The following is a 26,065-nucleotide window of genomic DNA, read 5'->3' as shown; positions in this document are numbered from 1 at the left end:
GGCGCGGCCGGTCAGTTGGCCTGGCCCGCCGAGCCGCCCGCCACCTCGTAGGACCACAGCTCGCTGTGCACCGAGACCGGCTTGGGCGCCTCGCCGCCAGCGCGTTCGGCGGCGGACCGGTGGCCATGCCCGAAGGACGGGGAGCTCAGCCACGCCTGGAAAGACTCCTCGTCCCGCCAGCGGGTCACCACCAGCCACGTCGTGCGGTCATCGGTCGGCTTGAGCAGCTCGAAGCCTTCGAATCCCGCCTGGCTATCGACCGCGCCCGCCCGTGCGGCGAAGCGGTGCGCGAGCTCGTCGCCGCTGTCGGCGGGGACGGTGATGGCGTTGATCTTCACGACACTCATGAACCGATCATGCCAGTCCGGCACGAGGGCAGCGGCAGGAGGGAGGAAGGGGAGGGCCAGCAGGACTGAGCGGGGTGGAAGGGAGGCTGGCGGGAAGGGCTGCCGGCAGGCGGCGGGGGCCGGGGAATTGGGTGGAGATGACGGAACCTGACCGTGCCGGAAGGTTGCATGGATGTCGTTAGGCCGGCATGAGGGACCTGCGGCGTTGCCGCAGAATTGGAAGTATGGCCGGATATGGCGAAGGCCGCGTCGTGCCGCGGGGGCAATTGCGGATCTACCTTGGGGCCGCTGCCGGAGTCGGGAAGACGTTCGCCTTGCTCTCCGAGGGGCACCGCCGGGCGGAGCGCGGAGCGGACGTGGTTGTCGCGTTCGCCGAGCCGCACCAGCGGCCGCAGACCATAGCGCTGCTCGACGGGCTTGAGATTGTCCCCCGCAAGAAGCTGGCCTACCGGGGCAGCGAGTGGGAAGAGATGGACGTCGACGCGGTGCTCGCCCGCCATCCGCAGATCGCGCTTGTCGACGAGCTCGCGCACACCAACGTGCCAGGCTCGCGGAACGCCAAGCGCTGGCAGGACGTCGCCGAGCTGCTCGACGCGGGCATCGACGTGATCTCCGCGGTCAACATCCAGCACCTCGAGTCCGTGACCGACGTGGTCGAGCAGATCACCGGGGTGCCGCAGCGGGAGACCGTGCCCGACGCCGTGGTGCGGGCCGCGGACCAGGTCGAGCTTGTCGACATGACTGCCGAGGCGCTGCGCCGCCGGATGGCGCACGGGAACATCTACCCGCCGGAGAAGATCGACGCGGCGCTCACCAACTACTTCCGCGCCGGGAACCTGACCGCGCTGCGCGAACTCGCGCTGCTCTGGCTGGCCGACAAGGTCGACGAGGGACTGCAGCGCTACCGGCACGAGCACGACATCACCTCCACCTGGGAGGCGCGGGAACGGGTCGTCGTCGCTCTCACCGGCGGCCCCGAGGGCGACACGCTGATCAGGCGGGCGGCGCGGATCGCCGCCCGGGTCTCCGGCGGCGACCTGCTCGCCGTGCACGTCACCAAGTCCGACGGGCTCACCGGCGCCAACCCGGCCAACCTGGCCAGGCAGCGGCAGCTCGTGGAGTCGCTCGGCGGCACCTACCACCAGGTCGTCGGCGACGACATCGCCGAGGCGCTCCTCACGTTCGCGAAAGCCGAGAACGCCACGCAGCTGGTGATCGGCGCCAGCCGCCGGTCCTGGCTGCTCGCCATGCTCACCGGCCCGGGGATCGGGGCGCGGACCATCCGCGACTCGGGCGCTATCGACGTGCACATGGTCACCCACTCGCACGCCGGCAGCCGCTGGGGCATCCTCCCCCGCTACCGCGGCGGAATCACCAGGCAGCGGCAGGCCGCCGGATGGATTCTCGCCGTGGTGCTCGCACCGCTCGTGACGCTCGGGCTCGCCATCAACCGGTCAGGCATCAACCTGACGAGCGATGTGCTCGCGTTCCTTGTTGCGGTGATCGCCGTCGCGGTCGTCGGCGGGTTCCTGCCCGCCGTGGCGGAGGCCATCGCGGCGTCGCTGCTGCTGAACTACTACTTCACGCCGCCGCTGTACAAGTTCACGATCGCCGAGGCGAACAACGCGCTCGCGCTCGGCGTGTTCGTCGCCGTGGGGCTCGTGGTGAGCTGGATTGTGGACATGACAGCTCGCCGGTCCAAGCAGGCGGCGCGCGCCAACGCCGAGTCCGAGCTGCTCGTGACCACGGCCGGGTCCATCCTGCGCGGCCAGGGCGCGCTCGACGCGCTGCTCGAACGGGCAAGGGAAGCCTTCGGCATGCGCTCGGCCAGCCTGCTCGAACGGCAAGACCAGCAGGTCACCGCGGGGCGCGGGCCGTCCGCTGAGTGGCGCGTCGCCGCCTGCTCGGGCGACGCACCGGTGACCCGGCCGGACGACGCCGACGTGGACATTCCCGTCTCCGACACGCTCACGCTCGCCCTGGCCGGCCGGCCGCTGCCGGCCAGCGACCGGCGCGTGCTCGGCGCGTTCGCCGCCTACGCCGCCGTCGCGCTTGAGCAGCAGCGGCTCGCCGCCGAGGCGGAGGCCGCCAAGCCGATCGCCGCCGCCGACCGGATGCGCACCGCGCTGCTCGCCGCCGTCAGCCATGACCTGCGCAGCCCGCTCGCCTCCGCCAAGGCCGCGGTCACCTCGCTGCGCGCGCGCGACATGCGCTGGAACGAGACAGACACCGCCGAACTGCTCGCCACCGCCGACGAGTCACTCGACAAGCTCACCCGCCTTGTCGGCAACCTGCTGGACATGTCCAGGCTGCAGGCGGGTGCGCTCTCCCTGTTCCCGCGCCCGTCCGGCCTCGATGAAATCGTCGCGCTCGCCCTCGACGACCTCGGTCCGGCCGGGCGGGAGATCACCGTCGAGATACCCGAGACGCTGCCCGCCGTCCGGGTAGACCCGGCCATCCTCGAACGGGTGGTGGTGAACCTAACGGAGAACGCGCTGCGCTACTCACCCGCGGGCAAGGCGCCGCTGCTCGCCGCCTCGGCACTCGGCGACCGGGTGGAGCTGCGGGTGGTCGACCGCGGCCCTGGCATCCCCGAGCAGGACAGGGAGCAGATGTTCGTGCCGTTCCAGCGGCTCGGCGACACCGACAACACGACGGGGGTCGGGCTCGGGCTCGCGCTGTCGCGCGGCCTGACCGAGGCCATGGGGGGCACGCTCACCGCCGAGGACACCCCGGGCGGCGGGCTCACGATGACGATCAGCCTCCCGGCAGCCCCTGGTGACTAACGGGCTCAGAAAGACCAGTGTGACCAAAGTGCCTGATGGGGTAGGAGTGGTCGGCGGGCCGTGGATAGTCGGCTGGCGGGTGTGGGCAGAACATGCAGGGGGATGAGGGCGAAAGGGGTGACAGGCGCATGACGCGGGTTCTTGTGGTCGATGACGAGCCGCAGATCCTGCGGGCGCTACGGATCAACCTGCGGGCACGGCAGTACGAGGTGGCGACGGCGGCCACCGGGGCGCAGGCGCTTGAGTACGCCGGGGCGCATCCGCCGGACCTGGTCATCCTCGACCTTGGGCTGCCCGACATGGACGGGGTGGAGGTGATCGGCGGGCTGCGCGGCTGGACGGCCGTGCCGATCATCGTGCTGTCGGGGCGGGCCGATTCCGCCGACAAGGTGGAGGCGCTCGACGCGGGCGCCGACGACTACGTGACTAAGCCGTTCGGCATGGACGAGCTGCTCGCCCGGATGCGCGCCGCCGTGCGGCGCACCCCTGCCGCGGAGGCGCCGCCCCGGGTGCAGCTCGGCGATCTCACCATCGACCTGGCGGCGAAGCGGGTCATCAGGCAGGCGGCGGAGGACGACCCGCCTAGGTCCAACGACGCTGTGCGCTCTCGGGACAGGGCCAGCCGGCCGAACGACGGCGGACCGAACGACGGCGGGCCGAACAACGGCGGGCCGAGGGACGAAGCCCGGTTGCGGGATGCCCGCCACGGCGATGAGGGGAAGGTGGCGCTCGCCGGTGTAAGCCGCACCCGTTCGGAGGCGGGGGAAGCGGCGGGCGACGCGGACCCGCAGCCGGACGGCGACATCAGGCTGACGCCGACCGAATGGCACCTGCTCGAGGTGCTGCTGCGGAACCCTGGCAAGCTGCTCAGCCACCGGCAGCTGCTGCACGACGTGTGGGGCCCCGGGTACGACAACGCGGGCGGCAACCTGCGGCTTTACATGGCGCAGCTGCGCCGCAAGCTTGAGCCGGACCCCGCGCGGCCGCGCTGGCTGATCACGGAGCCCGGCATGGGGTACCGCTATCAGCCGCCAAGCGCGGGCGGCGAACGGTCCTCCTGACCGCAACGCAGAGTAAAAAGAGATTCGCAATACGTGAGTACTTTACGCAGGGTGCTGACGTGGCGTATGTGGCGTTTGCGTTCATCGCACGCGCTCATCGGCGGAGCTACCCGGAGGGCGTACCCGAGCACGACTACCTTCCGCTCTTCGCCCTGCTCGGCAGCCAGCTGACCAACGACGAGGTCACCCTCATCGTCAACGAGCTGTCGTTCTCCGCCGACCCCGAGTCGGCGGATGCGATGAAGGCAGCGATCAGCGCGATCACCCACGACCCCGAGGTGCACGAGTCCGACATCAACCGGGTCCGCGCCCACCTCGCGGCCGGCGGCTGGCCGCTGGCCGATCCGACGCGAGACTAGGGACGGCCAGCGACTAACGCGATTACCAGGGCAGTTCCCTGCCGTCCCTGGTGAATGTCCCGGTCGGGCCGCCATTCGGCAGGCTCACCGCCCAGACGACGCTCGCGGCGGCCTGGGCAGCGGATCTCCCGCCGCCCCGGGCGCCTTCGCCGGTTACGGAACCCGGGTCCACGGCGTTGACCAGGATGCCGTCCCGGTACAGCTCGCCGGCCAGGCTGCGGGTCAGCGCGTTGAGCGCCGCCTTGGAAATGCTGTAGGCCGGCCGGCCGCCGCTCATCAGCGCGATGGAACCGGCCTCGCTTGACACGTTCACGATCCGCGGCCGCGGCGAGCGGCGCAGCAGCGGCAGCAGCGCCTGGATCACCCGCCAGGCGCCGAACAGGTTCACGTCGAGCGCCTCCGCCACCGGGGAAAGATCACTGGTCCCTGCCGTCGCCCACCGGTCGGGCTGGGTCGCGGCGTTGTTCACGATCGCGTCCACCCGGCCGAAGCGCTGCTGAATCCAGGTCGCGAGCTGGCCGACGTTGACCGAGTTGTCGACCTCGATGTGCGCGGGGGTGACCCGCTCGCCGTCGGCGTCGAGCTCCTTGGCCGCGGACTCCGCGCGCCGCAGGTCGCGTGAGCCGAGCACCACCGCGTACCCGAGGGCGGCGAGCTGCCGGCACACCTCGAGTCCGACGCCCTGGCTGGCGCCGGTGACCACGGCAACCGGCAGCTGCGAGCGCGCCGGCATGGTCACGACGTCACCGCCCTAGCTCCGCGAGGAAAACCCACCCCGCCTATCTTGCCACCGGTAACGGTGCCGGCGCGGCCCGGCGCGGGCGATGTGCCGGCTAACTGCGGATATCGCCGGGAACGGGCACCGCCGGCCGCGCGTCAAAAAGGAAAGAGCGGCAAGTCCGCCGCGACGGTCAGCTGCACTCTCCCGCCGGCCGGTGGTCACGGTCCCGATATGACGCCGAACGGTTGCGGCCGTTTCCGTTCCGGGGACGATGAGCAAAATGTAGGCGGGGGGAACAAATGAGTAATCAGGTACACGCCATGCGCGGCAGCATCTCCGCCGGCGGCGGGCGGCCGACCATGAAGGATGTCGCGTCCCGGGCGGGCGTGGCGCTGAAGACCGTCTCGCGGGTGGTGAACGGGGAGCCTGGCGTGACGCCGGAGACGGCAAGGCGGGTGCAGGGCGCGATCGAGGACCTTGGTTTCCGCAGGAACGAGTCCGCGCGGCTGCTGCGCACCGGGCGCACCGCCACGCTGGGGTTCATCGCCGACACGTGGACCGACCCGGATCAGGCCGCCGTATACCGGGGCCTGGAGAGCATCGCGCGGGAGCAGGGCTACCTGCTGTTCACGGGCTCGACGGACCGGGATCCCGATCGCGAGGAGCGGTTGGCGCTCGCCATGTGCGCGCGCCGCGTCGACGGGCTCGTGATCATTCCCACGCCAGGTTCGCACGACTACCTGGTCTCGGAGATCGAGGCCGGCGTGGCCACCGTGTTCGCGCTGCGCCCGCCGGAACTGGTGCAAGCCGACGCGGTGCTGCCCGACGAGCGGGGCGGCGCGCGGGCCGGGACCGCGCACCTGATCGCGCGCGGCCACCGGGAGATCGGCCTGCTGCTTGCCGAGCCGGGCTCGTACCGGTCGCGGCAGTTCCGCGCCGGGTACGCCGAGGCGATGACCGCGGCCGGGATCGCCGCCGATCCCGGCTGGGCAGCGCTTGAGCCGGGAACGCTGTCCGGCGCGCCGGTGACCGCGGTGCTCTGCGCCGATCAGGGGCTGACCACGGCCGCGCTGCGGGCGCTTGGCGACGAGCACAACCGGGTGGCGGTCGTCGGGTTCGGCGACTTCGAGTTCGCCGACCTAGTCTCGCCGCCGGTCTCCGTGCTCAAATACGACCCGGTGCTCATCGGGCGCACGGCCGGCGAGCTGCTCATCCGCCGGGTGGCCGGGGAGGAAACGCCGCCGCGCCGTATCGAGGTCCCGGTCCGGCTCGTCGAGCACCCATTGACCGGGTAAACCGGGCAATCAGGGTAACCGGGCAATCAGGCAGGCTGCCACGAGTCAGCGGCCGCCGGGGGATCAGCCATGGGCTCAGCCGACGAGCAGGCTCCCGATGAGCGCGGCGAAGATGGCGACCACGATCACGATGAGGGAGAGGATGCCGATCTTGGACCCCGATGCCCGCATCCGCCACGGGGAGGGAAGTTCGTCGCTGCGGTCCTTGAACGCCTGGAAGCGGGCGGTGTCCGCACTTGCGTCACTGTCTGTTTCTGGCATGCCCAGACACTACCCGCTTACGAGCGGGTATGCGGGGCAATAGCGTCCGCGCGTTCCACCAGCCTCGATAGTACGATTACGCTCCGTGTCCGATGGACAAAGGGCTCCGCGGCGATCCGCTCCACCACCTGCTCGAAATGCCTGATGTCCGAGGCCCTGATGTGGATGAGCGCGTCCGCGTCGCCGGTGACGGTGCAGGCATCCGTCACCTCCGGGTGCCGCCGCACGGCCGCCCCGATCTCCTCAGGCGTGGTCGACCCGCCGCAGAACAGCTCCACGTAGGCCTCCGTCGTCCAGCCGAGTGCCGCGGGATCGACCCGCGCGGAGAACCCGGTGATCGCGCCGGTGGCGCGGAGCCGGTCCACCCGCCGCTTAACGGCGGGCGCGGAAAGGCCGACCTGGTTCCCGATCACGGCGTAGCTGGCACGGGCATCGGCGATCAGCGCGGTAACAATGCGCGCGTCAATCTCATCCAGGCTCATCGTCCACCATCATGGCACGCGGCAGGCCACGCGGTACGGCACGCCGGCGCCGCGGGTCCCCGGTCCGCTGGCTTCCGGTCCGCGCGGGCCGCTCCCGCTATGGGCGGCCCGCGCGGAGCGCCCCCCGGCAGACGTGACTGAGGCTCGGTGTCCCGCTTTCACCGAGCCTCACATGTAGGACGCAGCGGCCGGCTGACTGGTTTACCCGGCCGGGAGAAAAACTTGGGCTGTCTTTCAATAAGGCCGTGACCTGCACGAATTAGCCTGATATGAGAGTCTGGGCGGACCGATCAATAGCGTCTATAGTCGGACCATGCTGGATGTAACCAGGCTGCGCGTGCTCGTCGCCGTGGCCAGGCATGGGTCGGTGACCGCGGCGGCCCACGCGCTGAACTACGCGCAGCCGTCGGTCAGTCATCACCTGGCCAGGCTCGAGGCGGAGACCGGCACTAAGCTCGTCCAGCGAGCAGGCCGCGGCATCCGGCTGACCGACGCGGGCCGGCTGCTCGCCGAGCGGGCCGTCGAAGTGCTCGGCCGCCTGGACGCGGCAGAGAACGAGCTCGCGGTGTTCGCCGGCCTGCGCGCCGGGCGGCTGCGGCTCGCGGTCTTTCCCTCCGCGCTCGGCACCATCGTGCCCGCCGCCGCGGCGATACTGCACGAGCGGCACCCGAGCGTGGACCTGCGGCTGACCGAGGCGGAGCCGCCCGAGGCGCTGCGCATGCTCCGCGCCGGGTACGTCGATGTGGCGCTGATCTTCCGGCACGAGACAGCCGACGGGACAAGGATCGGGGCGCTAGACATCGCGGCGGGCGAGGACGAGGACGACCCGGTCGCCGCCATGGAGCACGAGGACGTCAGGGAGCAGCTGCTGCTTTCCGAGGCGGTGCACCTGATCATGCCGGACACGACACTGCTCGGCGGTGAGCCGCCGCTTGCCCCCGCCGTGACCGAGCTGTGGGCGGCCGACCTGGCCCGGCTGGCGGACCACCGCTGGATCGCCGGCTGCGACCGGTGCCGCGAGCACCTGCTGCAGCAGTGCGCCTCGGCCGGGTTCACGCCGCGAATCTCATTCACCACCGACGACTTCGTCGCGGCGCAGGCCCTGGTGACCGCGGGCCTTGGCGTCACGCTACTGCCCGATCTGGCGCTGCGCGCGGCACGCAACCCGGGGGTGCGCACCGCCAGGCTCCGCGGCACGCGGCGGTCGGTGGTGGCCGTCCGCTACGGCGAGCCGCCCGACCCGCCCGCGACCGCTGTGCTGCTCGAGGCGCTGCGGCTGGCCGCGGCCGGCGCATCTCCGTCGGCGGCACTCCTGCCCGGAGCACCCGCTCCGGGCAGGCTGTCACCGGGAGCGCCGGCGCCGGACGCGGTGCCCGTGGCGTAGCCGAACCGGGCCGCCACCCGCCGCCCGAGCCCCTGCATCGGCTTCTCGACCAGGTAGTAGGCGAGCGCGCTCAGCCCGACGATCACCGCGATGAGGGCGGCGAAGTACAGCGCCTGGCCCGCCAGCGTGTGCTTGCGGTGCAGCTCGGGCACCGAGCGGTACGCGTCGAAGACCAGCGGGTGCAGCAGGTAAACCGAGTAGCTGACCATGCCGAGCCAGGCGCACCAGCGCGGCACCCGCCAGCGCCTGACCGCGAGCCCGATGCCGAACGTGGCGCCCGCGAGCAGCACCGACGTCGCCCAGGTGACCTGCCAGTGGTGATCGTGGTGCCGCGCGCCGTGCCAGACCCCCGCGACCGTGGTCAGCGCGAGCACGGTCGCGACGATCGCGGCGGCGGTCCACTTGCCCGCCTGGCCCTGCTCGGCGCGGTAGATCAGCGTGCCGGTGAACATCAGCGCGAGGATCACGCAGCCGGACCACGGATAGGGATAGTGCTGGTTGACCATGACGAGGACGAAGGCGACAAGTCCGGCGAGCGTCGTGCCCGCCCGTGCCACGCCGGAGCGCGCGGAGAGCGAGGCGGCGAGCCCGGCCAGGACCAGGGCGTCCACCGTCAGGTTCAGTACGAGCGCGGCGTGGTTTGGCCCGTTTGACCAGTGGCCGAGCGCCGCCATCGGCAGCACGCCGCCGAACAGCAGCGCGCCGGCCGCGAAGGCCGAGGCGTACCAGCCGCTGCGCCGGTGAATCCCCCAGCTGAACAGCGCGGCGAGCAGCAGATAGAAGACCATCTCATAGGACAGCGTCCAGATCACGACAGGCAGGTTGATGCCCGCGACCAGGTTCTGCAGCATGAACAGCCAGCCGAGCAGCGCGGTCAGCGGGTGCCTGCCCGCGTTCGCGACGGTGCCGTGCCCGGTCAGGTAGGACATCGCGGACAGCGCGATAACGATCAGGAACATCGGGTAGAGCCGGAACGCGCGGCTGATCCAGAACCCGCGTATAGACCCCTTGCGCTCCAGCGAGGCCGGCACAATGTAGCCGCTGACCAGGAAGAACACGAAGACGCCGTACTGGCCGAGGTTGAGCCAGTGGTACAGGTATGACCGGACAGGCATCAGCAGCAGCGTCGACCCATGGTCGAAGACGACGCACAGCGCGGCGAACCCGCGCAGGGCGTCGAGCCACGCCAGCCGTTGCCTGCTCTCCGACATCTGGTCGACGTTACCGCACCCGCATCGCGGGCGGCGCCACGCCGCCAGGTCCGGCACCCCGGTAGCCGCCACCAAGAGCGACGGGTAGGTTACTCCTATGCCGACGCAATCCCTGACTGACGGTGATCCGCGAACCGGCCCGCCGCGCTGGCTCAGCGACGAGGAACAGCGCGCCTGGCGTGCGTACATCCGCCTGGCACAGCTGCTGATGCGCCAGCTCGACAGGGATCTGCACCCCTACGAGCTGTCCATGCACGACTATGAGATCCTCGTCGAGCTTTCCGAGGCGCCGCTCAGCCGCATGCGGATGACGGAGCTCGCCGAGCGGACCGCGCAGTCCCGCAGCAGGCTCTCCCACCAGATCAACCGGATGGAGAACAGGGGCCTGGTCAGCAGGGAGGGCTGCGACGGCGACAAGCGCGGCACGTTCGCGGTGCTTACCGCCCGCGGCGCGGCCACCATCGAGCAGGTCGCGCCCTTTCACGTGGCGAGCGTGCGTGAGCATTTCATCGACCTGCTCGATTCCGCGGAACTCGCCGCGCTCGCCAGCGCCTGCGAGCCGCTACTGGAAAGGCTCCGCCTCACTCGCGACCGCGATTAATTCAGGTACTGAATTAACGTTAATTGGGCCGCGCCGCAATACAGCATCAGCAGGCGCGCGACGCGCGGCTGCGAGGCGGCCGGCTGGCGGTTCCGCTAGGCCCGGCTAGAACAGCACCGACATGAACTCGCCGACCTCGCGGAAGCCGGCCCGCCGGTAGGTGGCGCGGCCCGGGGTGTTGAAGTCGTTGACGTACAGCGAGACCACCGGCGAGATCGACGCCCTGGCTAGTTCGACGACCGCGGCCATGCCAGGGGCGGCGAGGCCGCGGCCGCGGCGGTCGGGTGCGACCCAGACGCCCTGGACCTGACAGGCCTGCGGAGTCGCCGCGCCAACCTCGGCCTTGAAGACGACGCGGCCGTCCTCGAACCGCGCGAACGCGCGGCCCGACCTGACAAGCTCGGCGACCCGGGCCCGGTAGGAAGCGCCGCCGTCGCCGTTCAGCGGCGAGATGCCCACCTCCTCGGTGAACATGGCGATGGAGGCGGGCAGCAGCACATCGATCTCGTCCATGCGGACCCGGCGCACATCAGGGTCGGGCGCGACAGGCGACGGGCCATCGATCGCCATCAGCGGCTGGGCGGCACGCACGTCACGGGCGGGTCCCCAGTGCGGCCGCAGATATCCCCACAGCTCGGTGACGACCGCGGAATCGCCGACGATGGACGAGCAGCGTCTGCCCTGGCGCAGCGCCCGGTCGGCGAACGCGCCGATTGCCGGCCCGGTGGCCTGCACCGGGACCAGGTTGGCGCCACCATAGCAGAGCGAGATCAGCCGCCCGCCCTGCTCGAAGCCCCACATCTGGGCGCCGAGCCGGCCAGGGTCCAGTCCGAACGCCCTAATCCTCGACTCCACGAACACGTTCGCTACCGGGTCCGCGGCGCACAGCTCGAGAGCCGCCGCCCGGTCGCGGTCGTCCAGCAGCCGCGCCTGCTCCGACCGCTGCCTAACGCGCAACATATTGCCAGACTAGCCGCATCTGCCCGGCGTAGCCGCACAGCATGGCCTCAAGAGATCATGGCGCCGGGTCGAGGGTCGGGCTGCAGGTGGCGTTCACCAGCCCCGCCTTGTCAGGCACGGTGCCGGCGTCGAGGTAGCCGTTGACGTAATTCTGCACGCAGTTGTTGGCGGGCGACTCGAGGGACTGGCCGTGGTTGCCGCCGCCCTCCACCACGACCATGCGCGCGGTGGGCAGCAGCTTGTGGGCGGTCTGCGCGCCCTGGTACGGGGTGGCCGCGTCCAGCGTGCCCTGCAGCATGAGGACCGGGGGCAGCTTCGCCCCGTCCACCTTGAAGGGCTCGCTCGCGCCCTTGACCGGCCAGAACGCGCAGGCGGCGTTGAACCAGGCGTTGTCCCATGCCTGGAACGGCGCGGTCTTGTATACCCGCTCGGTGTCCGCCTGCCACTTCGCCCAGTTCCGCGGCCAGTTCACGTCGGCGCACTCGACCGCGTTGTAGACCGCGAAGGTGTTCTCGCTCTGCCTGCCCCATTCCTCGTACTGGGAGACCAGGGCGCCGCTGCTGCCGTTGTTGAGGTATTCGGAAAGCGCCTGCGCGAAATCGGGCCACACCGCGTTCAGGTACCCGCCGATCAGGATCGTGTCGTCGAGCTCGTCGGGCCCGATCATCGGGCCGTCAGGGCCGATAAGCGGGGCGCGCGCCAGCTGCGCGCGCGCCCGCTGGTACGCGGCCTGGACCTGCGCCGCGGTGCTGCCCAGGTGGTAGGTGGAGTCGTATTTGGCGATCCATGCGAAGAACGCCTGAATCCGGCCCTGGAAGGCGTAGTCCTGGCTGATGTTGTCCGCGTACCAGGCACCCGTCGGGTCGACCGTGGAATCGAGCACCATCCGGCGGACCCGGTCCGGGAACATCGTCCCGTACACCTGACCGAGGTAGGTGCCGTAGGAGAACCCGTAATAGCTGAGCTGGCTGACACCGAAGGCCTGCCTGATCTGGTCCATGTCCCGCGCGCTGTTCACCGTCGTCTCGTAGGGCAGGAACCAGCCGTACCGCTTCTCGCAGCCCGTGGCATACGACTTCGCCCGGGCGATAAGCACCTGCTCCGCCGTGGCGCTCGCCGGGATGTAGTCCGGGCGCACGCCCTTGAAGAAGCCCGGGTCGCAGCTGAGCGCGGGGGTGGACGCCCCGACGCCGCGCGGGTCGAAGCCGACGATGTCGTAGGTCGCCGCCACCTTCGGGTCGATCCCCGCGGCGACCGCGCCGGCCAGCGAGCGGCCAGGCTCACCAGGTCCGCCGGGGTTAACCAGCATGACGCCCTGCTGCTGCGCGGCGGGCGCGGTGGCGGGGACCATTGAGAGAGCGAGCGTGATCTTCCTGCCGCCGGGGTCCGCGTAGTTCAGCGGCACCGTGAGCGAGGCGCACTCTATGCCGGCGAGCAGGCCGGTGCAGGGCGTCCAGTGCAGCCCCGACGCCTGCGGCACGATCGCGGACGACCCCGGTGCGGCCGTCGTCGCATGACTCGCGGCCGTGGGAGCACTAGACCCCCCCGACCCCCCGGACCCCCCGGACGCCCCGGTGGTGTTGCCGCCGGGCGGAGCGCTAACGGACGAGGACCCGCCAGCGGTGCACGCGGACAGGCCCGCCACCACCGCGGCCACCACCGCGGCGGTCGCGGTCCTCGTCGTGCGGGAAATCAGCATGCCACCCATCCTGCCCCATCGGGCTGACCGGGACGGCCCGTCGTGACCCCCGGGAGCGTCACGAAACGCGACGATCGCAGTCCGCATCGTCACCCACGGTCGCCGTCACGCGCGATGACAGCGTGCCACCATTTCGATACGCGCTGACATTAATTCGATGCCCATCGTTGCACTTTGGCCTTTTCCGCAACGAGATTCGGCATGGGGCACACAGCGCCGAATTTTTTCTAGCGTTATGAGGAAATTTCCGACACTGTTGGTCGTAACCGAACATGCCCGACAGGCGTCATACTTTTAAGTGTTCGGACACTATTGAGGGGGTAGTGAATGCTGGCTAGACATCGCCAGTCGCTGATTCTCCAAGCCGTCAGAAACGACGGCAGCGCGAGGGTCAGTGATCTCACGCAGCAACTCGGCGTCTCTGACATGACGATCAGACGCGATCTCGAGGTGCTGGCCAAGGACGGACTCGTTGAGAAGGTCCATGGCGGCGCGGTGCTGCCGGGCTCGCATAGTGGCCATGAGCCCGGCTTCGAGGACAAGCTCGTCCTCGAGCGCCCGGAGAAGAATACGATCGCCCGCGCCGCCGCGTCCCTGGTCAGGCCAGGAACCGCGGTGGCGATCGCCTCGGGTACCACCACGTTCGCGCTCGCGCAGTGCCTGACGGACGTACCCGGGCTGACGATCGTCACCAATTCACTGCGGATCGCCGGCCTGTTCGGCACTCCGCGCGGGCCGGAAAGCGCCTCCGTGGTGCTGACCGGCGGCATGCGCACCGCATCGGACGCGCTCGTCGGGCCGGTGGCCGACCTGACGATCGGGTCACTCCACTTCGACACGCTGTTCCTCGGCTGCACCGGGCTCGACCCCGAGGTGGGCCTGACGACGCCGAACCTGGCCGAAGCGGAGACGAACCGGGCGCTCATCAACCGGGCACGGCGTGTAGTCGTGCTAGCGGATCACTCGAAGTGGGGGGTGGTCAGCCTGGCGTCCTTCGCCACGATCGACAAGATCAGCGTCCTGGTATCGGACGCCCTACTCCCGGCAGAGGCGCATGCGCTGCTTGCCGGGAGGGTCGGCGAGGTCCTCGTGTAGCGGTGGTCGTCAGTACGCCGTGACGATCGGCTGGCCGGAGGCGGCCTCCTGCGCGCCCCCAGTGGCCTCCTCCGCCAGCCGCATCGCCTCGTCGATAAGGGTCTCCACGATCTTCGACTCGGGCACGGTGGCGACCACCTTGCCCTTGACGAAGATCTGGCCCTTGCCGTTGCCGGAAGCCACGCCGAGATCCGCCTCGCGGGCCTCGCCGGGACCGTTAACCACGCAGCCCATGACGGCGACGCGGAGCGGCACCTCAAGGCCGGTCAGCCCCGCGGTCACCTCTTCCGCCAGCTTGTACACGTCCACCTGGGCGCGCCCGCAGGACGGGCAGGAGACGATCTCGAGGCCGCGCTGCCGCATCCCCATCGACTCGAGGATGCCGATGCCGACCTTGACCTCTTCGACCGGCGGCGCAGAGAGCGACACCCGGATCGTGTCGCCGATGCCCTGCGAGAGCAGCGCGCCGAACGCGGTCGCGGACTTGATCGTGCCCTGGAACGCCGGGCCCGCCTCGGTCACGCCGAGGTGCAGCGGGTAGTCGCACTTGGCGGCGAGCAGCCGGTAGGCCTGGATCATCACGACCGGGTCGTGGTGCTTCACCGAGATCTTGATGTCGCGGAAGCCGTGCTCCTCGAACAGCGAGCACTCCCAGAGCGCGGACTCGACCAGCGCCTCGGGCGTCGCCTTGCCGTACTTGGCGAGCAGCCGCTTGTCCAGCGACCCCGCGTTGACGCCGATCCTGATCGGGGTGCCCGCCGCGGCGGCCGCCTTCGCGATCTCCTTGACCTTGTCGTCGAACTCCTTGATGTTGCCCGGGTTGACCCGGACTGCCGCGCAGCCGGCGTCGATCGCGGCGAACACGTACTTCGGCTGGAAGTGGATGTCGGCGATCACCGGGATCTGCGACTTCTTCGCGATCGCGGGCAACGCCTCCGCGTCGTCCTGCGACGGCACCGCGACCCGGACGATCTGGCAGCCGGAGGCGGTCAGCTCGGCGATCTGCTGCAGCGTGGCGTTGACGTCCGCGGTCAGCGTGGTGCACATCGACTGCACGCTTACCGGCGCACCCCCGCCGACTGGCACGTTTCCCACCATCAGCTGACGCGACTTGCGGCGCTCCGCAAGCGGCGCGGGAGGCGTAGCTGGCATGCCAAGGTCAACGCTCATTGGTTTCCATCCCGTCGGGATCGTCGGCCCACTTTCAGGGGTCCCGGGGTCCTCCCCCAGTGACCACACCCTATTCTCGCCCAGTCGCTCGGCCATTCGGCCGCCTAACCTGACCCCCGCGTCAGCCTAACGATGATATGTCACTGGCCAGTCACCCGGCGTTTACCACCACTACCTGATGCTCACCGGGTTAACGATGTCAGCCAGGATCAGCATCATCCCGAAGACGACAAGCACAAGGAAGATGCTGAAGCTGACCGGGACGAGCTTGCGGTAGTCGACGAGACCTGGATCCGGTTGGCGCCGCAGCCTGGCGAACCAGGCCCTGATCCGCTCCCAGATCACCACGGCGACGTGCCCGCCGTCCATCGGCAGCAGCGGCAGCATGTTGAACACGCCGACGAAGATGTTCAGCGACGCGATCAGCAGCAGCACGAAGCTGACCTTGTACTCCCAGCCCACGTTCGCCGCGACGGCCTGACCAGTCTCGTTTGCCGCACCGACCACGCTCGTCACGTTGGCGCCGGCGCTGGTGGAGCGGTCCTTGCTGAACAGCGTGGGCACGGCAGCGGGCAACTGGGCCAGCGCGCTCACGGAGCCGGTGATCACCTGGGAGAACCCGGTGCCCACGTACCTGACCGCGTCGAGCGGGCTCTGCCGCTGGATCACGTACGCCCCGGCGATGCCCAGGTAGTTGCCGTGGTGCGGCACCGTGGCGAGCGTGGTGTGCAGGGTCAGCGTCTTCCCGTCCCGCTGGACGGTCAGCGTGACCGGGCCGCCGGCCTTGACCTTGAGAATCTCGTCGGTGAGTTGCGTCCAGGTGGCAACGGGGACGCCATTGAGCGACGTCACCTTGTCGCCGACCTTCAGCCCGGCGAGCGCCGCGGGCGACTTAGCCTCGCCCGCCGAGCATGCGGCACCGTCGGTGAGCGCCTTCTGGCTCGACGGGACGCACGACGCGACCGTGCCGAGCTGCGTGGTGCTGCCGTTCTCGATCCCGATGCCGAGCGCCAGGCCGAAGATGAGGACGGCGGCGATCACGAAGTGCATGAACGACCCGGCGGCGAGCACGATCAGCCGCTGCCAGCCGGGCGCGCGGCGAAAGGACCGCGCCTCGTCCTCCGGGTCCACCTCGTCCATCGAGGTCATCCCGACGATCTTGACGAAACCGCCGACCGGCAGCGCCTTGATGCCGTACTCGGTCTCGCCGCGCTGGGTTGACCACAGCGTCGGGCCGAACCCCACGAAGTACCTGGTGCACTTCATGCCGAACCGCTTGGCCATCACGAAGTGCCCGGTCTCGTGCAGCATCACCGAGACAAGCAGGGCGACAAGGAAGATAAGCCAGCCAAGCGCATCCAACTTCGCCAATCCTCCAATACCCGGCGGATACCGCGCCTCGTTACGCCCGGGTCAGCTCCCGTGCGCGTACCCGCGCCCAGGAGTCCACCGCGAGCACGTCGTCGAGCGTGGTCGCACCCGTACGCGACGTGTTGCCCTCTGAGACTACGCGAGACACAGTGTCAACGATCCGGGTGAACGGAATCCTTCCCGCGAGGAAATCGGCCACGCATGCCTCATTGGCGGCGTTGTAGACGGCTGGCGCGGTCCCCCCCAGCCTCGCGGCCTCCCTGGCAAGCGCCACCGCCGGGAACGCCTCGTCGTCGAGCGGCTCGAAGGTCCAGGTCGCGGCGGTGCTCCAGTCCAGGCCGGGCGCCGCCTCCGGCACCCGGTCCGGCCAGGCCATGCCGAGCGCGATCGGGATGCGCATGTCCGGCGGGCTCGCCATGACGACGGTCGCGCCGTCGGTGAACTCGACCATCGAGTGAACGATCGACTGCGGGTGCACCACCACGTCGATCCTGTCCAGGCCGAAGCCGAACAGCAGGTGCGCCTCGATCACCTCAAGGCCCTTGTTCACCAGGGTCGCCGAGTTCGTGGTGACCAGCGGACCCATCCGCCAGGTCGGGTGCGCGAGCGCCTGCTCCGGGGTGACCCCGGCAAGCCGCTCCTTCGGCCAGCCGCGGAACGGGCCGCCGCTCGCGGTCAGCACCAGCCGCCTGACCTCGGAGTTCGCCCCGGCCCTGAGGCACTGGGCGATCGTGGAATGCTCGGAGTCCACCGGCACGATCTGGCCGGGCTTGGCTCGGCTCGTCACCAGCGGGCCGCCGATGATCAGCGACTCCTTGTTGGCGAGCGCCAGGGTCCGGCCGGCGTCGAGCGCGGCGAGCGTGGCGCGAAGGCCCGCCGCGCCGGTCACGCCGTTCAGCACGACGTCGCACGGCAGCGCCGCGAGCTGGCACACCGCGTCCTCGCCTGCCTGGATTTCCGGGACCTGGGGCCTGGGAGAGTCAGCCGCAACCGTTCTGGATGACTCTGACTTGATCGCCTCGGCAACCGACGGCGCCGCGGCCTCGTCGGCGACCGCGACCACCGGCACGCGGAACTCGACCGCCTGGCTGGCGAGCAGCGCCGGGCTGCCGCCGCCGGCGGCGAGCGCGACCACCCGGAAGCGATCGGGGTTGCGGCGGACGATGTCGAGCGCCTGGGTGCCGATCGAGCCGGTCGAGCCGAGGATCACCACATCCCGCCGGGTTCCCTGGGAGGTTTGGGGGGTGCGCCCCCCGGAGGACGGAGTGGCTGGGGCAGAAGTCACCTAGACATTCTGCCCCAGCCATGTTCCCCGAATGCTACCCCCGGGGGAACAACCGCCCTACTAACTGACTGCCGCGAGCAGCTTCGCGCCGGCGATTATCGCGTCGCAGGCGACGAGCTGTGCGCCGGCGGCCGGGACCTGCTTGTCCTGGAACGCCGCCGCCTGGAACTCGGCCTTGATCTTGCCGGCCAGCGCGTCCCTCGCCTTCTCCAGGGCGAACAGGGCCGTGTTGACGTTGGTGTAGGTCTTGTCGTTGGCGGAGGTTGACTCGACCGCCTTGGTGGACGCGACCAGGGTGGCCGCGCCGAACTGGCCGACGCTGGAGTCCAGCTGCTTGTAGCAGGCACCAAGCCGCTGGGTCTCAGGATTCCGCAGTGCGTGGTTGGGGTCGGCGAGTATCGGGGCGATGACCTGGCCGTCGCCCGTGTAGTCGTCCCTCAGGCCGGTCAGGTACAGCTCGGTCTGCCGGATGTCGGTGGTGTCGGTCCAGGTGCCAGGGTTGTGTACGTCGACCACCTCGGTCTGGCCGCTGTTCGCGCCCGCCGAGCTGGGGCCTTGTGCCGGAGTGAAGCCGTCGATGCCGAGGTTCTTCACGCCGGGTCCGGCGAACGCGGCGTAGTCGCTGTTGATCTCGGCGGCGTAGTCACCGTGATCCCAGGCGAAGCCGGTGGTCTGGGCGACGCAGGGGATGTTGCAGTTGGCCGCGCCGGTAGACAGGAAGTAGTCCGGCTTGGCGAACAGCGCGAAGGTGGGGGTGCGCGCCGGGTCGGCGTCCACCATGTGCAGGATGCCCTCTTCCATCGGATCAGCGATGAAGTTGGCGATCGGCTGCGTGGTCCCCGTGTAGGGGTTGGCCGCGGTCAGCCCGGCCACGTCCTTCTCGAACTGGCGGGTGACCAGGTCGTTCGGGCCGGGATTGCCAGTCAGGTAGAACTCGGGCGCGGTATCGGCCTCCACCGTGAACGGCGTGGTGTTGCCCTTCTGGGTAGCGAGCAAGCCGGTGAGGTTGCCCGCCAGCTCGCCGAAGCTGCCGGCCGGGTAGGTGCACGGCACGTCCTGAGTCACGACACTTCCGGATACGGTCGCGCCGTCGCAGTTCGCCGGGGTCGGCTGGATCGCGCGGCCGACGTTCGCGCCCGCCTCGTGGTCACCCTCGTCGACGTTGAGTATGAACTCCGTGTTGGCCGGGGTGATGCCCTCCGCGGCCAGGCGCTGGAAGAACGCGCCGAACGCGGTGTTGTAGTACTGCGCCTGGGCGATGTAGCAGGCGGAGCCGGAGCCGAGCGCGGCCGGGGCGCCGTTGCAAGCGGTTACGCCAGGGATGTGCTCGTTGCCGTGGATGTCAGAGATGTACCCGTTGACCACGGGGACGCCCGACTCCAGCATGTCGGCCATGTAGGCCAGGGTCTGCGACGCGTTGATCGAGCTGAAGCCAGGGAAACCGGGAGTGCTCAGGAACGCGCCGTTCAGCTGGTTGCCGTTCAGGTCTACCAGGTTGCCCGCGGCGTTCGTCACCGCGTAGCCGTCATTCGTGACGTTCGGGGTGCCCGCGCCGAGCACGGGGGCCACGTACTTGTGCCCGAACAGGCCCTGGAAGCCGGTGTAGCCGCCTGGCTCGTTCGGCAGCAGGTCCGGCTGGGCGGACAGGGACGGCGTCGTCTGGTTGCCGCGGTTCGCGGTGGCGTCGGCGCAGAGCGCCGCGCCCTGGGCGCAGTGCACCGCGACGCCGACGTAGTCCGCGCTCTCCTGGTCCTTGAAGCTGTCCGGGTCGGCGTTGAGCTGCTGTACCTCCGGCGAGTTGGCGCCGAAGACCGTCGGCATGTCGATCTTGGTGTTCTCCAGCTCGACGTTAGCGGTCGCGACCGCGCCCCAGTCGCAGCCCGCCCGGGTGTAAGGCACCCAGGGCGCCGGGGTGACGGTGTTCGGGGCTACCGGGGTGCTGGCAGTGGCCGGCGGGACCGGTGAGTACACCATGTTCGGGTTGGTGTCGTGCGCCGCGTTGGGCGTGCTCAGGGTGTCCTGAATCGGCGCCGTCCAGTAGGTGAAGGCGGTCGCCGGGTCCGTGGTTTTGAACGTCCCGCCGGTGCCGTCGGTGTTGTACGTCCGGTAGCTGTTGGAGATCCCCACGCCGTTCCGGTCGCCGTACAGGCCGGTGTAGGTGGACAGGATGTCGGCCGCGGTGTGCGCGATCAGCGGGGTGTGGTTATTCGACAGGATCGTGCCGTTGTCCTTGAAGAAGTTGAGCAGGTTCGGCATCAGCTCAAGGTCTGACGGGACATTGGGGTTATCACGGAAGAAATGTACATTGTCGAACATGATTTTTACGACGTGGGTGACGCCACTACCTAGATGGCACGAACTGCTTATATCCGATATTTCCGCCTTCGCGGCGGAAGCTGACGGTGCGGCGCCCGCAGCCCCGGCGACGGCGGCGGTGCAGGCACCCGCGAGCAGGGCGACAGAGCCCGCGATGGCGGTGATTCGCCGCGGTGAGCGGGCTGGTTTCCTGAGCTTCACTAGTTTCATTGAATGCCTCCCGGTGCCACGATGGCATGGACCGATTAGCGGGAAAAGCGTCTGTCGCGTGTCCAATGAGAAAACTTCCGCTTGCTAATTGGCGGTCATTCCGCTGCGCTTACCAATTGTGACCGAGTACCATTCACCGTGCCGATGACGATCACCCTCTGTAACCGTCTTGTCGCCACGCTCGCGGGCTCGCTCGCGCTCCGCGCGCCGGTCATGATGGCGGCGGCCGCGGGCATGGGCGGACTGAGTGCGGGATAACCGCGGGAGACAGCGGCGGGGGCGCCCGCGCTCTACCGGCGCGCCACCGGGGCGGCCGGCTCCCGCCACTGACCCCCGGCTGCCAGTCAGCTGACTGTCAGGCGATGGTCCGGCTGACTGTCAGCCCAGGTCGCTGATCAGGCGCGCGAGCGCGAAGTCCTTGCCGGTGAGCCCGCCCTCCGAGTGGGTGCTCAGCGTGAGGGTCACCTTGTTCCATGCGATTGAAATGTCCGGGTGATGATTGGCCCGCTCCGCCAGGTAGCCCACCGCGTTGACGAACAGCAGCGCGTCGCGGAAGTTCTCGCGGGTCACCACGCGCGTGAGCTCTCCGTCGGCGGCCTGCCAGCCTTCTGTCGCCGCGAGCTCAGCGGTCACCTGCTCAGGGGTAAGTGTCGCCATGTCACGTCCATACCCAGCACCGCTAGGATCAGGCGGGTGACCTCGACTGTGCGGGACACCCCGCTGCGAAAGGTGCATGAGCGGCTCGGCGCGACGATGACCGAGTTCGCCGGCTGGCTGATGCCGCTGCGCTACGGCAGCGAGACGGCCGAGCATAACGCGGTCAGGACCGGCGCCGCCCTCTTCGACCTGTGCCACATGGGGGAGATCGCGGTGACCGGGCCCGGTGCGGGCGCGGCGCTCGACTACGCCGTGTGCGGCTGGCCGTCCGGGCTGGCCGTCGGCCGGGCCAGGTACACCATGCTCTGCGCGCCGGACGGCGGCATACTCGACGACCTGATCGTCTACCGGCAGGCGGCGGAGCGGTTCCTGGTCGTCGCCAACGCGGCCAACGCGACCGTGGTCCTCGCGGAACTGACCGAACGGTGCTCCGGTGGCGCGGTGGTCACCGACGAGTCCGCGGCCACCGGGCTGATCTCCATCCAGGGTCCGAACGGTTGCGGCATGCTCTCCTCAGTCACCGACATTCCGCTCGACGGCATGCCGTACTACGCGGGCGCCTACGGGACCGTCGCGGGACGCACGGCGTGGATCGCGCGGACCGGGTACACCGGCGAGGACGGGTTCGAGATCTTCCTCGACCCAGACGACTGCGAGGCGGTCTGGGCCGCGCTCGCCGCGGGCTTCGGCGACGCGTTCCCCGCGGCTGGACTCGCGGCCCGCGATACGCTCAGGCTCGAGGCGGGCATGCCGCTGTACGGCAACGAACTCGGCCCGGACGTCACCCCTTATGAGGCCGGGCTCGGGCGGGTGGTGCGGCTGGACAAGCCGGGCGATTTCGTCGGCAGGGAAGCGCTCGCGGTCCGGGCGGCCGAGCCGCCGCGGCGTACGCTCATCGGACTGCTTGCCAGGTCGCGGCGGGTGCCGCGGCACGGGTACGCAGTCCTGTCGGACACACCGTCCGGCGAGGCAGTCCCGGTCGGTCTGGTGACAAGCGGCGCACCGTCGCCGACGCTAGGCATACCGATAGCGATGGCCTACGTTGAGCGGGACGCGACCGGACCGTTCGCGATCGATGTCCGCGGTAAGTCAGAACCAGCAGAGAAGACCGAACTTCCGTTTTACACCAGGAGAATGTGACGATGAGCGTTCCCGCGGAACTGCTGTACACGCCCGAGCACGAGTGGGTCGCGATCGACGGCGGCACCGCCACGATCGGCATCACGGACTACGCGACCCAGGCGCTCGGCGATGTCGTCTACGTGTCGCTGCCCGCGGTCGGCGCGGCCGTGACGTCGGGCGAGCCGTGCGGCGAAGTCGAGTCGACGAAATCGGTCAGCGACCTGTACTCGCCGGTGGACGGCGAGGTCGTCGAGATCAACGAGGAACTCGACGACGACCCAGGCCTGATCAACGCCGAGCCGTACGGCCTCGGCTGGATGTTCCGGGTCCGGGTCACCGACGGCCAGGCCGCCGGCACCGGCCTGCTGTCCCCCACCGAGTACGACGCACTGACCAAATCAGCTGGCTAGCGAGCGATGGCAAAAGGCGCCATCGTATCGCGCGCTAGCCAGATATCTCCCGACGCTGCCGTGACCGTTACTTGCGCAGCTTGCGCCAGACGAGGTAGCAGGTCACGCTGACGACGCCGAGAGCGACCGCACCCCCGATAAGGGGATCGATCTGGCTGAGGCGCACCTTGACGCCGTCGGCGGTGCGCTTCGCCACGTTGGCGGGGGACACCCGGTCGGCGATCTCGTCGATCGTCTTGGCCAGGTTGGCGCGAGTGCGCTCGATCTCACCGACCAGTTCCTTCGGCGGACGCGCCGGCTCATCCCTGGTCTCGATCTCGGTGTCAGCCATGTTCGTACTGTACTCATTCCGGGGCGGCGGCACTCATTCCGGGGTGCGAACCCCGGATGAGCGCGTCGGGGCCAGCGTCGGGCCGTCAGCGACAGCTTTCGTATCAATAGATTCTTTTCATTCCTTTGGCATCACCTGTCACAGCTTTTGCCGAGCAGCGGACAATGGGGCCCCGAAAAGGTTTCGGGCATCAGTTCCTTATCGACATGTGCCTATATTGAGCAAGATCTGGTATGTGTTATTTGTGGCAAAAACGATGCATAGGTGTTAATGCCTGATTACGCTCCCCTGTGATGATGGGAGAATGATCATGCGGCTTGTAAACAGACTTAGATACTGCCTGGTGGCGGCCATTCCCGCGATCGCGCTCGCCGCCTGCTCAAGCGGAAGCGACGGGGTGCAGACCGGGCCGCCGCCCGAGGTGTCGTCCATCATCATCGACGCGGTGCCGACGGCGGACGCGGCCGGCCTTTACATCGCCCAGGACAACGGCTACTTCGCCAAGCAGGGGCTGAAGGTCACGATCGACCGCATCAACGGCGGCGAATACGGACTGGGCGACCTGCAGACCGGCAATGCGCAGCTCATCGAGGGCAACTACGTCTCGTTCATCCTCGCCCAGGCTGCGGGGAAGTTCGCGGCGCCCAACCCGACGAATCCCACGCAGGTCGAGCCGGTCAAGCCCATCAACATGCGGCTCATCGCCGACTCGTCGCAGATGCAGGCGGGCAACCAGGCGCTCTACGTGCTGCCTAGCTCGCCGTATAAGACCGTGCGGGACCTGGTCAAGCACCACGTCAAGGTCGGCGTCAACTCGCTGCACAACATCGGCTCCGTGCTGCTCGGGTCGCTGCTCACCGCCAACGGGTTCAAGGTCGACGCGCTCACGCAGGTGCCGGAGATCCTGCCGCTGATGCCGCAGCTGCTCGACCAGCACAAGATCCGCGCCGCGTGGCTGCCCGAGCCGTTCGGCACCGAGGCGCAGCAGGAGTACGGTGCGATACAGGTGGCCGACTTCAACCAGGGGTCGCTGCAGAACTTCCCGATCGGCACGATTGCGGGCACCGCCTCCTGGGTGCAGTCGCACCCGAACACGGTCGCGGCGTTCCTGCGCGCCTACAACGAGGGCCAGCAGGTCGCCGACACCGACCGCGCCGCCGTGGAGGCCGCGCTCGTCGCGCACACCGGTGTGACGAAGGAGATCGCCGCGACGATGACGCTCGACACCTACCCGCTCGTCATGGACGTTCCCGTGATGCAGCGGGTGGCGGACGCGATGTACGAGTTCCGCGTCCTCAGCAAGCCGTTCAAAATCGCCACCATGATCCAGCCGGAGCAGGGCGAGATCATGAAGTAGCGCGCCGCCGCGCGGCGCACCGCTCGGCAACGGCCCGGTTCCGGCACCGAACCGGGCCGTTTTCTTATGTCGCCCCTATGCCGCCAATTCAAGCAATGGCCCTGAAGCAGACATTTGTATGCACCATTGTGTCGGGAATCGCGGCGGCGGGCGCACTGGCCGGCTGCTCGGGCTCTGGGAGCACAAGTTCCGCACTCCAAGTACCAGACGCTGGCCTAGCTGGCGCGGGCGCACGCCAAGATCGGGCTCAACACGGCGAAGGACGTCGGCGAGGTGATGGTCGGCGACTTCGACCAGGGCTCGCTGCAGGACACGGGCGCCGTACCAGGTGTCCCGGATGATCCAGCGGGAACCCGGACTCGTCGGCGGTTAGTCCGATTTTTCGTAAATCAACAACCTTCTTCGTTGATGCTGGTCTATCCTTCGTGGGCACGGCGACTGCGTTGGCTCGGTGAGAGGTTCCATGACCAGCAGGGGTAAGTGGGCGCGCGCGGCGTCCGCGGTGGCGCTGGCGGCGACTGCCGCTCTGGCGGCGGGCTGTTCTTCAGCTTCTTCAGGGAGCGGCAACGCCTCACTCGAGGCATCCCTCCCCACGAACTTCGGCGCGCCGGAGAAGACCGAGCTTAACGTCGCGGTGGTGCCCGCGATGGACTCGGCGGGGTTCTTCATCGCGATGCACGACGGGCTGTTCGCCAAGGAGGGGCTGACGATCAAGTACACCCCCGCGATCAGCTCGGAGACCGCGGTCGCGGAGCAACTCAAGGGCCAGCTCGACATCTCAGGCGGTAACTACGTCTCGTACATCAACGAGGCGGCGCTGAACCACCAGCCCATCGAGGTGGTCGCCGAGGGATCGATCATGCAGCAGGGCGCGCAGACGATCTTCACCATGCCGGACTCCAAGATCAAGACCATCGGGCAGCTCAAGGGGCACCTGGTCGGCGTGAACGCGCCCGGCAACATCGACTACCTGCTCGGCGTTTCGGTGCTTTCCGAGAACGGCGTCGACCCCAAGAGCGTCAATTTCCCCAACGCCACGATGAAGGCGTTCTCCGCCACCGGCGGGGCCATCCCGTTCCCCTTCATGGCCGGCGATCTCGCCAGCGGCAAGATCTCCGCCGCCATCATGCCCGAGCCGTTCGCCAGCCAGGCGGAGCAGGAGTACGGCGCGGTTCCGCTGGCCGACCTCAACCAGGGCGCCACCTCGGACTTCCCGATCGAGGGGTACGTGGCCACCAAGGCCTGGGCCGCGAAGTACCCGAACACGCTCAAGCGCTTCCTCGCCGCCCTCGAGACCGGCCAGGAGATCGCCGACACCGACCGGTCCGCCGTTGAGACGGCGTTCGAATCGATCGACAAGCCGCAGGACGGCCAGGTCACAAAGGGCATCGGCGCGGTGATGGCGCTCGACACCTACCCGATCGGTGTCGACGCGACCAGGCTCCAGCGCGTCGCGAACGTCATGTTCCAGTTCAATCTGCTTCCGTCGACGTTCAACGTGTCGAACATGCTGCTGCCGAAGTCGTTCTTCAACTTCTCCCAGTTCTCTTCGGCAGCATCCTGAGCAGGTAAAG

Annotated in this window: 23 protein-coding genes and 1 pseudogene; 11 read left to right on the top strand and 13 right to left on the bottom strand. The window is 69.0% G+C overall.

Annotation, left to right across the window (positions count from 1 at the left end):
- Positions 1–11 precede the first annotated feature (11 nt).
- Positions 12–347, bottom strand: a complete 336-nt coding sequence (locus tag EAS64_RS18245) for an antibiotic biosynthesis monooxygenase family protein (protein WP_145854186.1) — start codon at positions 345–347, stop codon at positions 12–14.
- Between the two features lie 224 nt (positions 348–571).
- On the opposite strand from EAS64_RS18245, the gene EAS64_RS18240 reads away from it, so the two are divergent.
- The 3 genes from EAS64_RS18240 (at position 572) to EAS64_RS18230 (ending at position 4,553) form a co-directional block, all read left to right on the top strand.
- Complete coding sequence (locus tag EAS64_RS18240) at positions 572–3,133, top strand: sensor histidine kinase (RefSeq protein WP_145854185.1); 2,562 nt, start codon at positions 572–574, stop codon at positions 3,131–3,133.
- A gap of 128 nt (positions 3,134–3,261) precedes the next feature.
- Entirely contained in the window at positions 3,262–4,194 is a 933-nt protein-coding gene (locus EAS64_RS18235) for a response regulator (protein ID WP_145854184.1), read from the top strand.
- Positions 4,195–4,253: 59 nt separating this feature from the next.
- On the top strand, positions 4,254–4,553 hold the full coding sequence (locus tag EAS64_RS18230) for a DUF3349 domain-containing protein (RefSeq protein ID WP_145854183.1): 300 nt from the start codon (positions 4,254–4,256) through the stop codon (positions 4,551–4,553).
- A 22-nt stretch (positions 4,554–4,575) separates the two neighbouring features.
- On the opposite strand, the gene EAS64_RS18225 is transcribed toward EAS64_RS18230, so the two are convergent.
- Entirely contained in the window at positions 4,576–5,286 is a 711-nt protein-coding gene (locus EAS64_RS18225) for an SDR family NAD(P)-dependent oxidoreductase (RefSeq protein WP_145854883.1), read from the bottom strand.
- Between the two features lie 287 nt (positions 5,287–5,573).
- Here EAS64_RS18225 and EAS64_RS18220 point away from each other — a divergent pair, with 287 nt between their 5' ends.
- Positions 5,574–6,569, top strand: coding sequence for a LacI family DNA-binding transcriptional regulator (locus tag EAS64_RS18220; protein WP_145854182.1), 996 nt, complete (start codon positions 5,574–5,576; stop codon positions 6,567–6,569).
- Between the two features lie 75 nt (positions 6,570–6,644).
- On the opposite strand, the gene EAS64_RS18215 is transcribed toward EAS64_RS18220, so the two are convergent.
- Both EAS64_RS18215 and EAS64_RS18210 read right to left on the bottom strand, forming a co-directional pair.
- Positions 6,645–6,830 carry a hypothetical protein gene (locus EAS64_RS18215; protein ID WP_145854181.1) on the bottom strand — a complete coding sequence of 62 codons (186 nt, stop codon included), beginning with the start codon at positions 6,828–6,830 and terminating at the stop codon, positions 6,645–6,647.
- A gap of 17 nt (positions 6,831–6,847) precedes the next feature.
- Positions 6,848–7,312, bottom strand: coding sequence for an Lrp/AsnC family transcriptional regulator (locus tag EAS64_RS18210; protein WP_145854180.1), 465 nt, complete (start codon positions 7,310–7,312; stop codon positions 6,848–6,850).
- A gap of 313 nt (positions 7,313–7,625) precedes the next feature.
- Here EAS64_RS18210 and EAS64_RS18205 point away from each other — a divergent pair, with 313 nt between their 5' ends.
- Positions 7,626–8,696 (top strand): LysR family transcriptional regulator, encoded by a 1,071-nt coding sequence (locus EAS64_RS18205; protein ID WP_145854179.1) that lies wholly within the window; start codon positions 7,626–7,628, stop codon positions 8,694–8,696.
- A gap of 68 nt (positions 8,697–8,764) precedes the next feature.
- On the opposite strand, the pseudogene EAS64_RS45930 reads toward EAS64_RS18205, so the two are convergent.
- Positions 8,765–9,907, bottom strand: a pseudogene (locus tag EAS64_RS45930) (acyltransferase family protein); the annotation flags it as partial.
- Between the two features lie 97 nt (positions 9,908–10,004).
- Between EAS64_RS45930 and EAS64_RS18195 the strand changes: the two are divergent.
- Positions 10,005–10,508: a MarR family winged helix-turn-helix transcriptional regulator gene (locus tag EAS64_RS18195; protein WP_145854177.1), complete on the top strand. Its 504-nt coding sequence runs from the start codon at positions 10,005–10,007 to the stop codon at positions 10,506–10,508.
- A 105-nt stretch (positions 10,509–10,613) separates the two neighbouring features.
- Here EAS64_RS18195 and EAS64_RS18190 read toward each other — a convergent pair whose 3' ends face one another.
- Together EAS64_RS18190 and EAS64_RS18185 are read right to left on the bottom strand one after the other, a co-directional pair.
- Positions 10,614–11,468 (bottom strand): GNAT family N-acetyltransferase, encoded by an 855-nt coding sequence (locus tag EAS64_RS18190; RefSeq protein WP_145854176.1) that lies wholly within the window; start codon positions 11,466–11,468, stop codon positions 10,614–10,616.
- Between the two features lie 55 nt (positions 11,469–11,523).
- Entirely contained in the window at positions 11,524–13,167 is a 1,644-nt protein-coding gene (locus EAS64_RS18185; protein WP_145854175.1) for an alpha/beta hydrolase, read from the bottom strand.
- Between the two features lie 327 nt (positions 13,168–13,494).
- On the opposite strand from EAS64_RS18185, the gene EAS64_RS18180 reads away from it, so the two are divergent.
- The gene (locus EAS64_RS18180; RefSeq protein ID WP_145854174.1) at positions 13,495–14,262 is read left to right on the top strand and encodes a DeoR/GlpR family DNA-binding transcription regulator; all 768 of its coding nucleotides are present in this window, start codon (positions 13,495–13,497) and stop codon (positions 14,260–14,262) included.
- A gap of 9 nt (positions 14,263–14,271) precedes the next feature.
- Here EAS64_RS18180 and ispG read toward each other — a convergent pair whose 3' ends face one another.
- From ispG to EAS64_RS18155, 5 genes are all read right to left on the bottom strand, one after another.
- Positions 14,272–15,432 carry a flavodoxin-dependent (E)-4-hydroxy-3-methylbut-2-enyl-diphosphate synthase gene (gene ispG, locus EAS64_RS18175; RefSeq protein WP_145854173.1) on the bottom strand — a complete coding sequence of 387 codons (1,161 nt, stop codon included), beginning with the start codon at positions 15,430–15,432 and terminating at the stop codon, positions 14,272–14,274.
- Positions 15,433–15,603: 171 nt separating this feature from the next.
- Positions 15,604–16,803: a M50 family metallopeptidase gene (locus tag EAS64_RS18170; protein ID WP_145854172.1), complete on the bottom strand. Its 1,200-nt coding sequence runs from the start codon at positions 16,801–16,803 to the stop codon at positions 15,604–15,606.
- Between the two features lie 31 nt (positions 16,804–16,834).
- Positions 16,835–18,013, bottom strand: coding sequence for a 1-deoxy-D-xylulose-5-phosphate reductoisomerase (gene dxr / locus EAS64_RS18165; RefSeq protein WP_222849446.1), 1,179 nt, complete (start codon positions 18,011–18,013; stop codon positions 16,835–16,837).
- Positions 18,014–18,148: 135 nt separating this feature from the next.
- Positions 18,149–20,404, bottom strand: coding sequence for a hypothetical protein (locus tag EAS64_RS18160; protein WP_145854170.1), 2,256 nt, complete (start codon positions 20,402–20,404; stop codon positions 18,149–18,151).
- A gap of 588 nt (positions 20,405–20,992) precedes the next feature.
- Positions 20,993–21,271: a 4a-hydroxytetrahydrobiopterin dehydratase gene (locus EAS64_RS18155; RefSeq protein ID WP_145854169.1), complete on the bottom strand. Its 279-nt coding sequence runs from the start codon at positions 21,269–21,271 to the stop codon at positions 20,993–20,995.
- A gap of 27 nt (positions 21,272–21,298) precedes the next feature.
- Between EAS64_RS18155 and gcvT the strand changes: the two genes are divergently transcribed.
- A complete protein-coding gene (gene gcvT / locus EAS64_RS18150; RefSeq protein ID WP_145854882.1) occupies positions 21,299–22,411 on the top strand; it encodes a glycine cleavage system aminomethyltransferase GcvT in 1,113 nt (370 codons plus the stop codon).
- A gap of 2 nt (positions 22,412–22,413) precedes the next feature.
- Positions 22,414–22,803: a glycine cleavage system protein GcvH gene (gene gcvH, locus EAS64_RS18145; RefSeq protein ID WP_145854168.1), complete on the top strand. Its 390-nt coding sequence runs from the start codon at positions 22,414–22,416 to the stop codon at positions 22,801–22,803.
- Between the two features lie 67 nt (positions 22,804–22,870).
- On the opposite strand, the gene EAS64_RS18140 is transcribed toward gcvH, so the two are convergent.
- Complete coding sequence (locus tag EAS64_RS18140) at positions 22,871–23,134, bottom strand: DUF3618 domain-containing protein (protein ID WP_145854167.1); 264 nt, start codon at positions 23,132–23,134, stop codon at positions 22,871–22,873.
- Positions 23,135–23,444: 310 nt separating this feature from the next.
- Between EAS64_RS18140 and EAS64_RS18135 the strand changes: the two genes are divergently transcribed.
- Complete coding sequence (locus EAS64_RS18135; protein ID WP_187365987.1) at positions 23,445–24,491, top strand: ABC transporter substrate-binding protein; 1,047 nt, start codon at positions 23,445–23,447, stop codon at positions 24,489–24,491.
- Positions 24,492–24,954: 463 nt separating this feature from the next.
- Entirely contained in the window at positions 24,955–26,055 is a 1,101-nt protein-coding gene (locus EAS64_RS18130; protein WP_145854165.1) for an ABC transporter substrate-binding protein, read from the top strand.
- Positions 26,056–26,065: the final 10 nt, after the last annotated feature.

This window comes from Trebonia kvetii (genome assembly GCF_007827045.1).
GTDB lineage: Bacteria > Actinomycetota > Actinomycetes > Streptosporangiales > Streptosporangiaceae > Trebonia > Trebonia kvetii.
The sequence above is the reverse complement of the archived record's forward strand: the minus strand, read 5'-3'. Positions and strand labels throughout refer to the sequence as shown.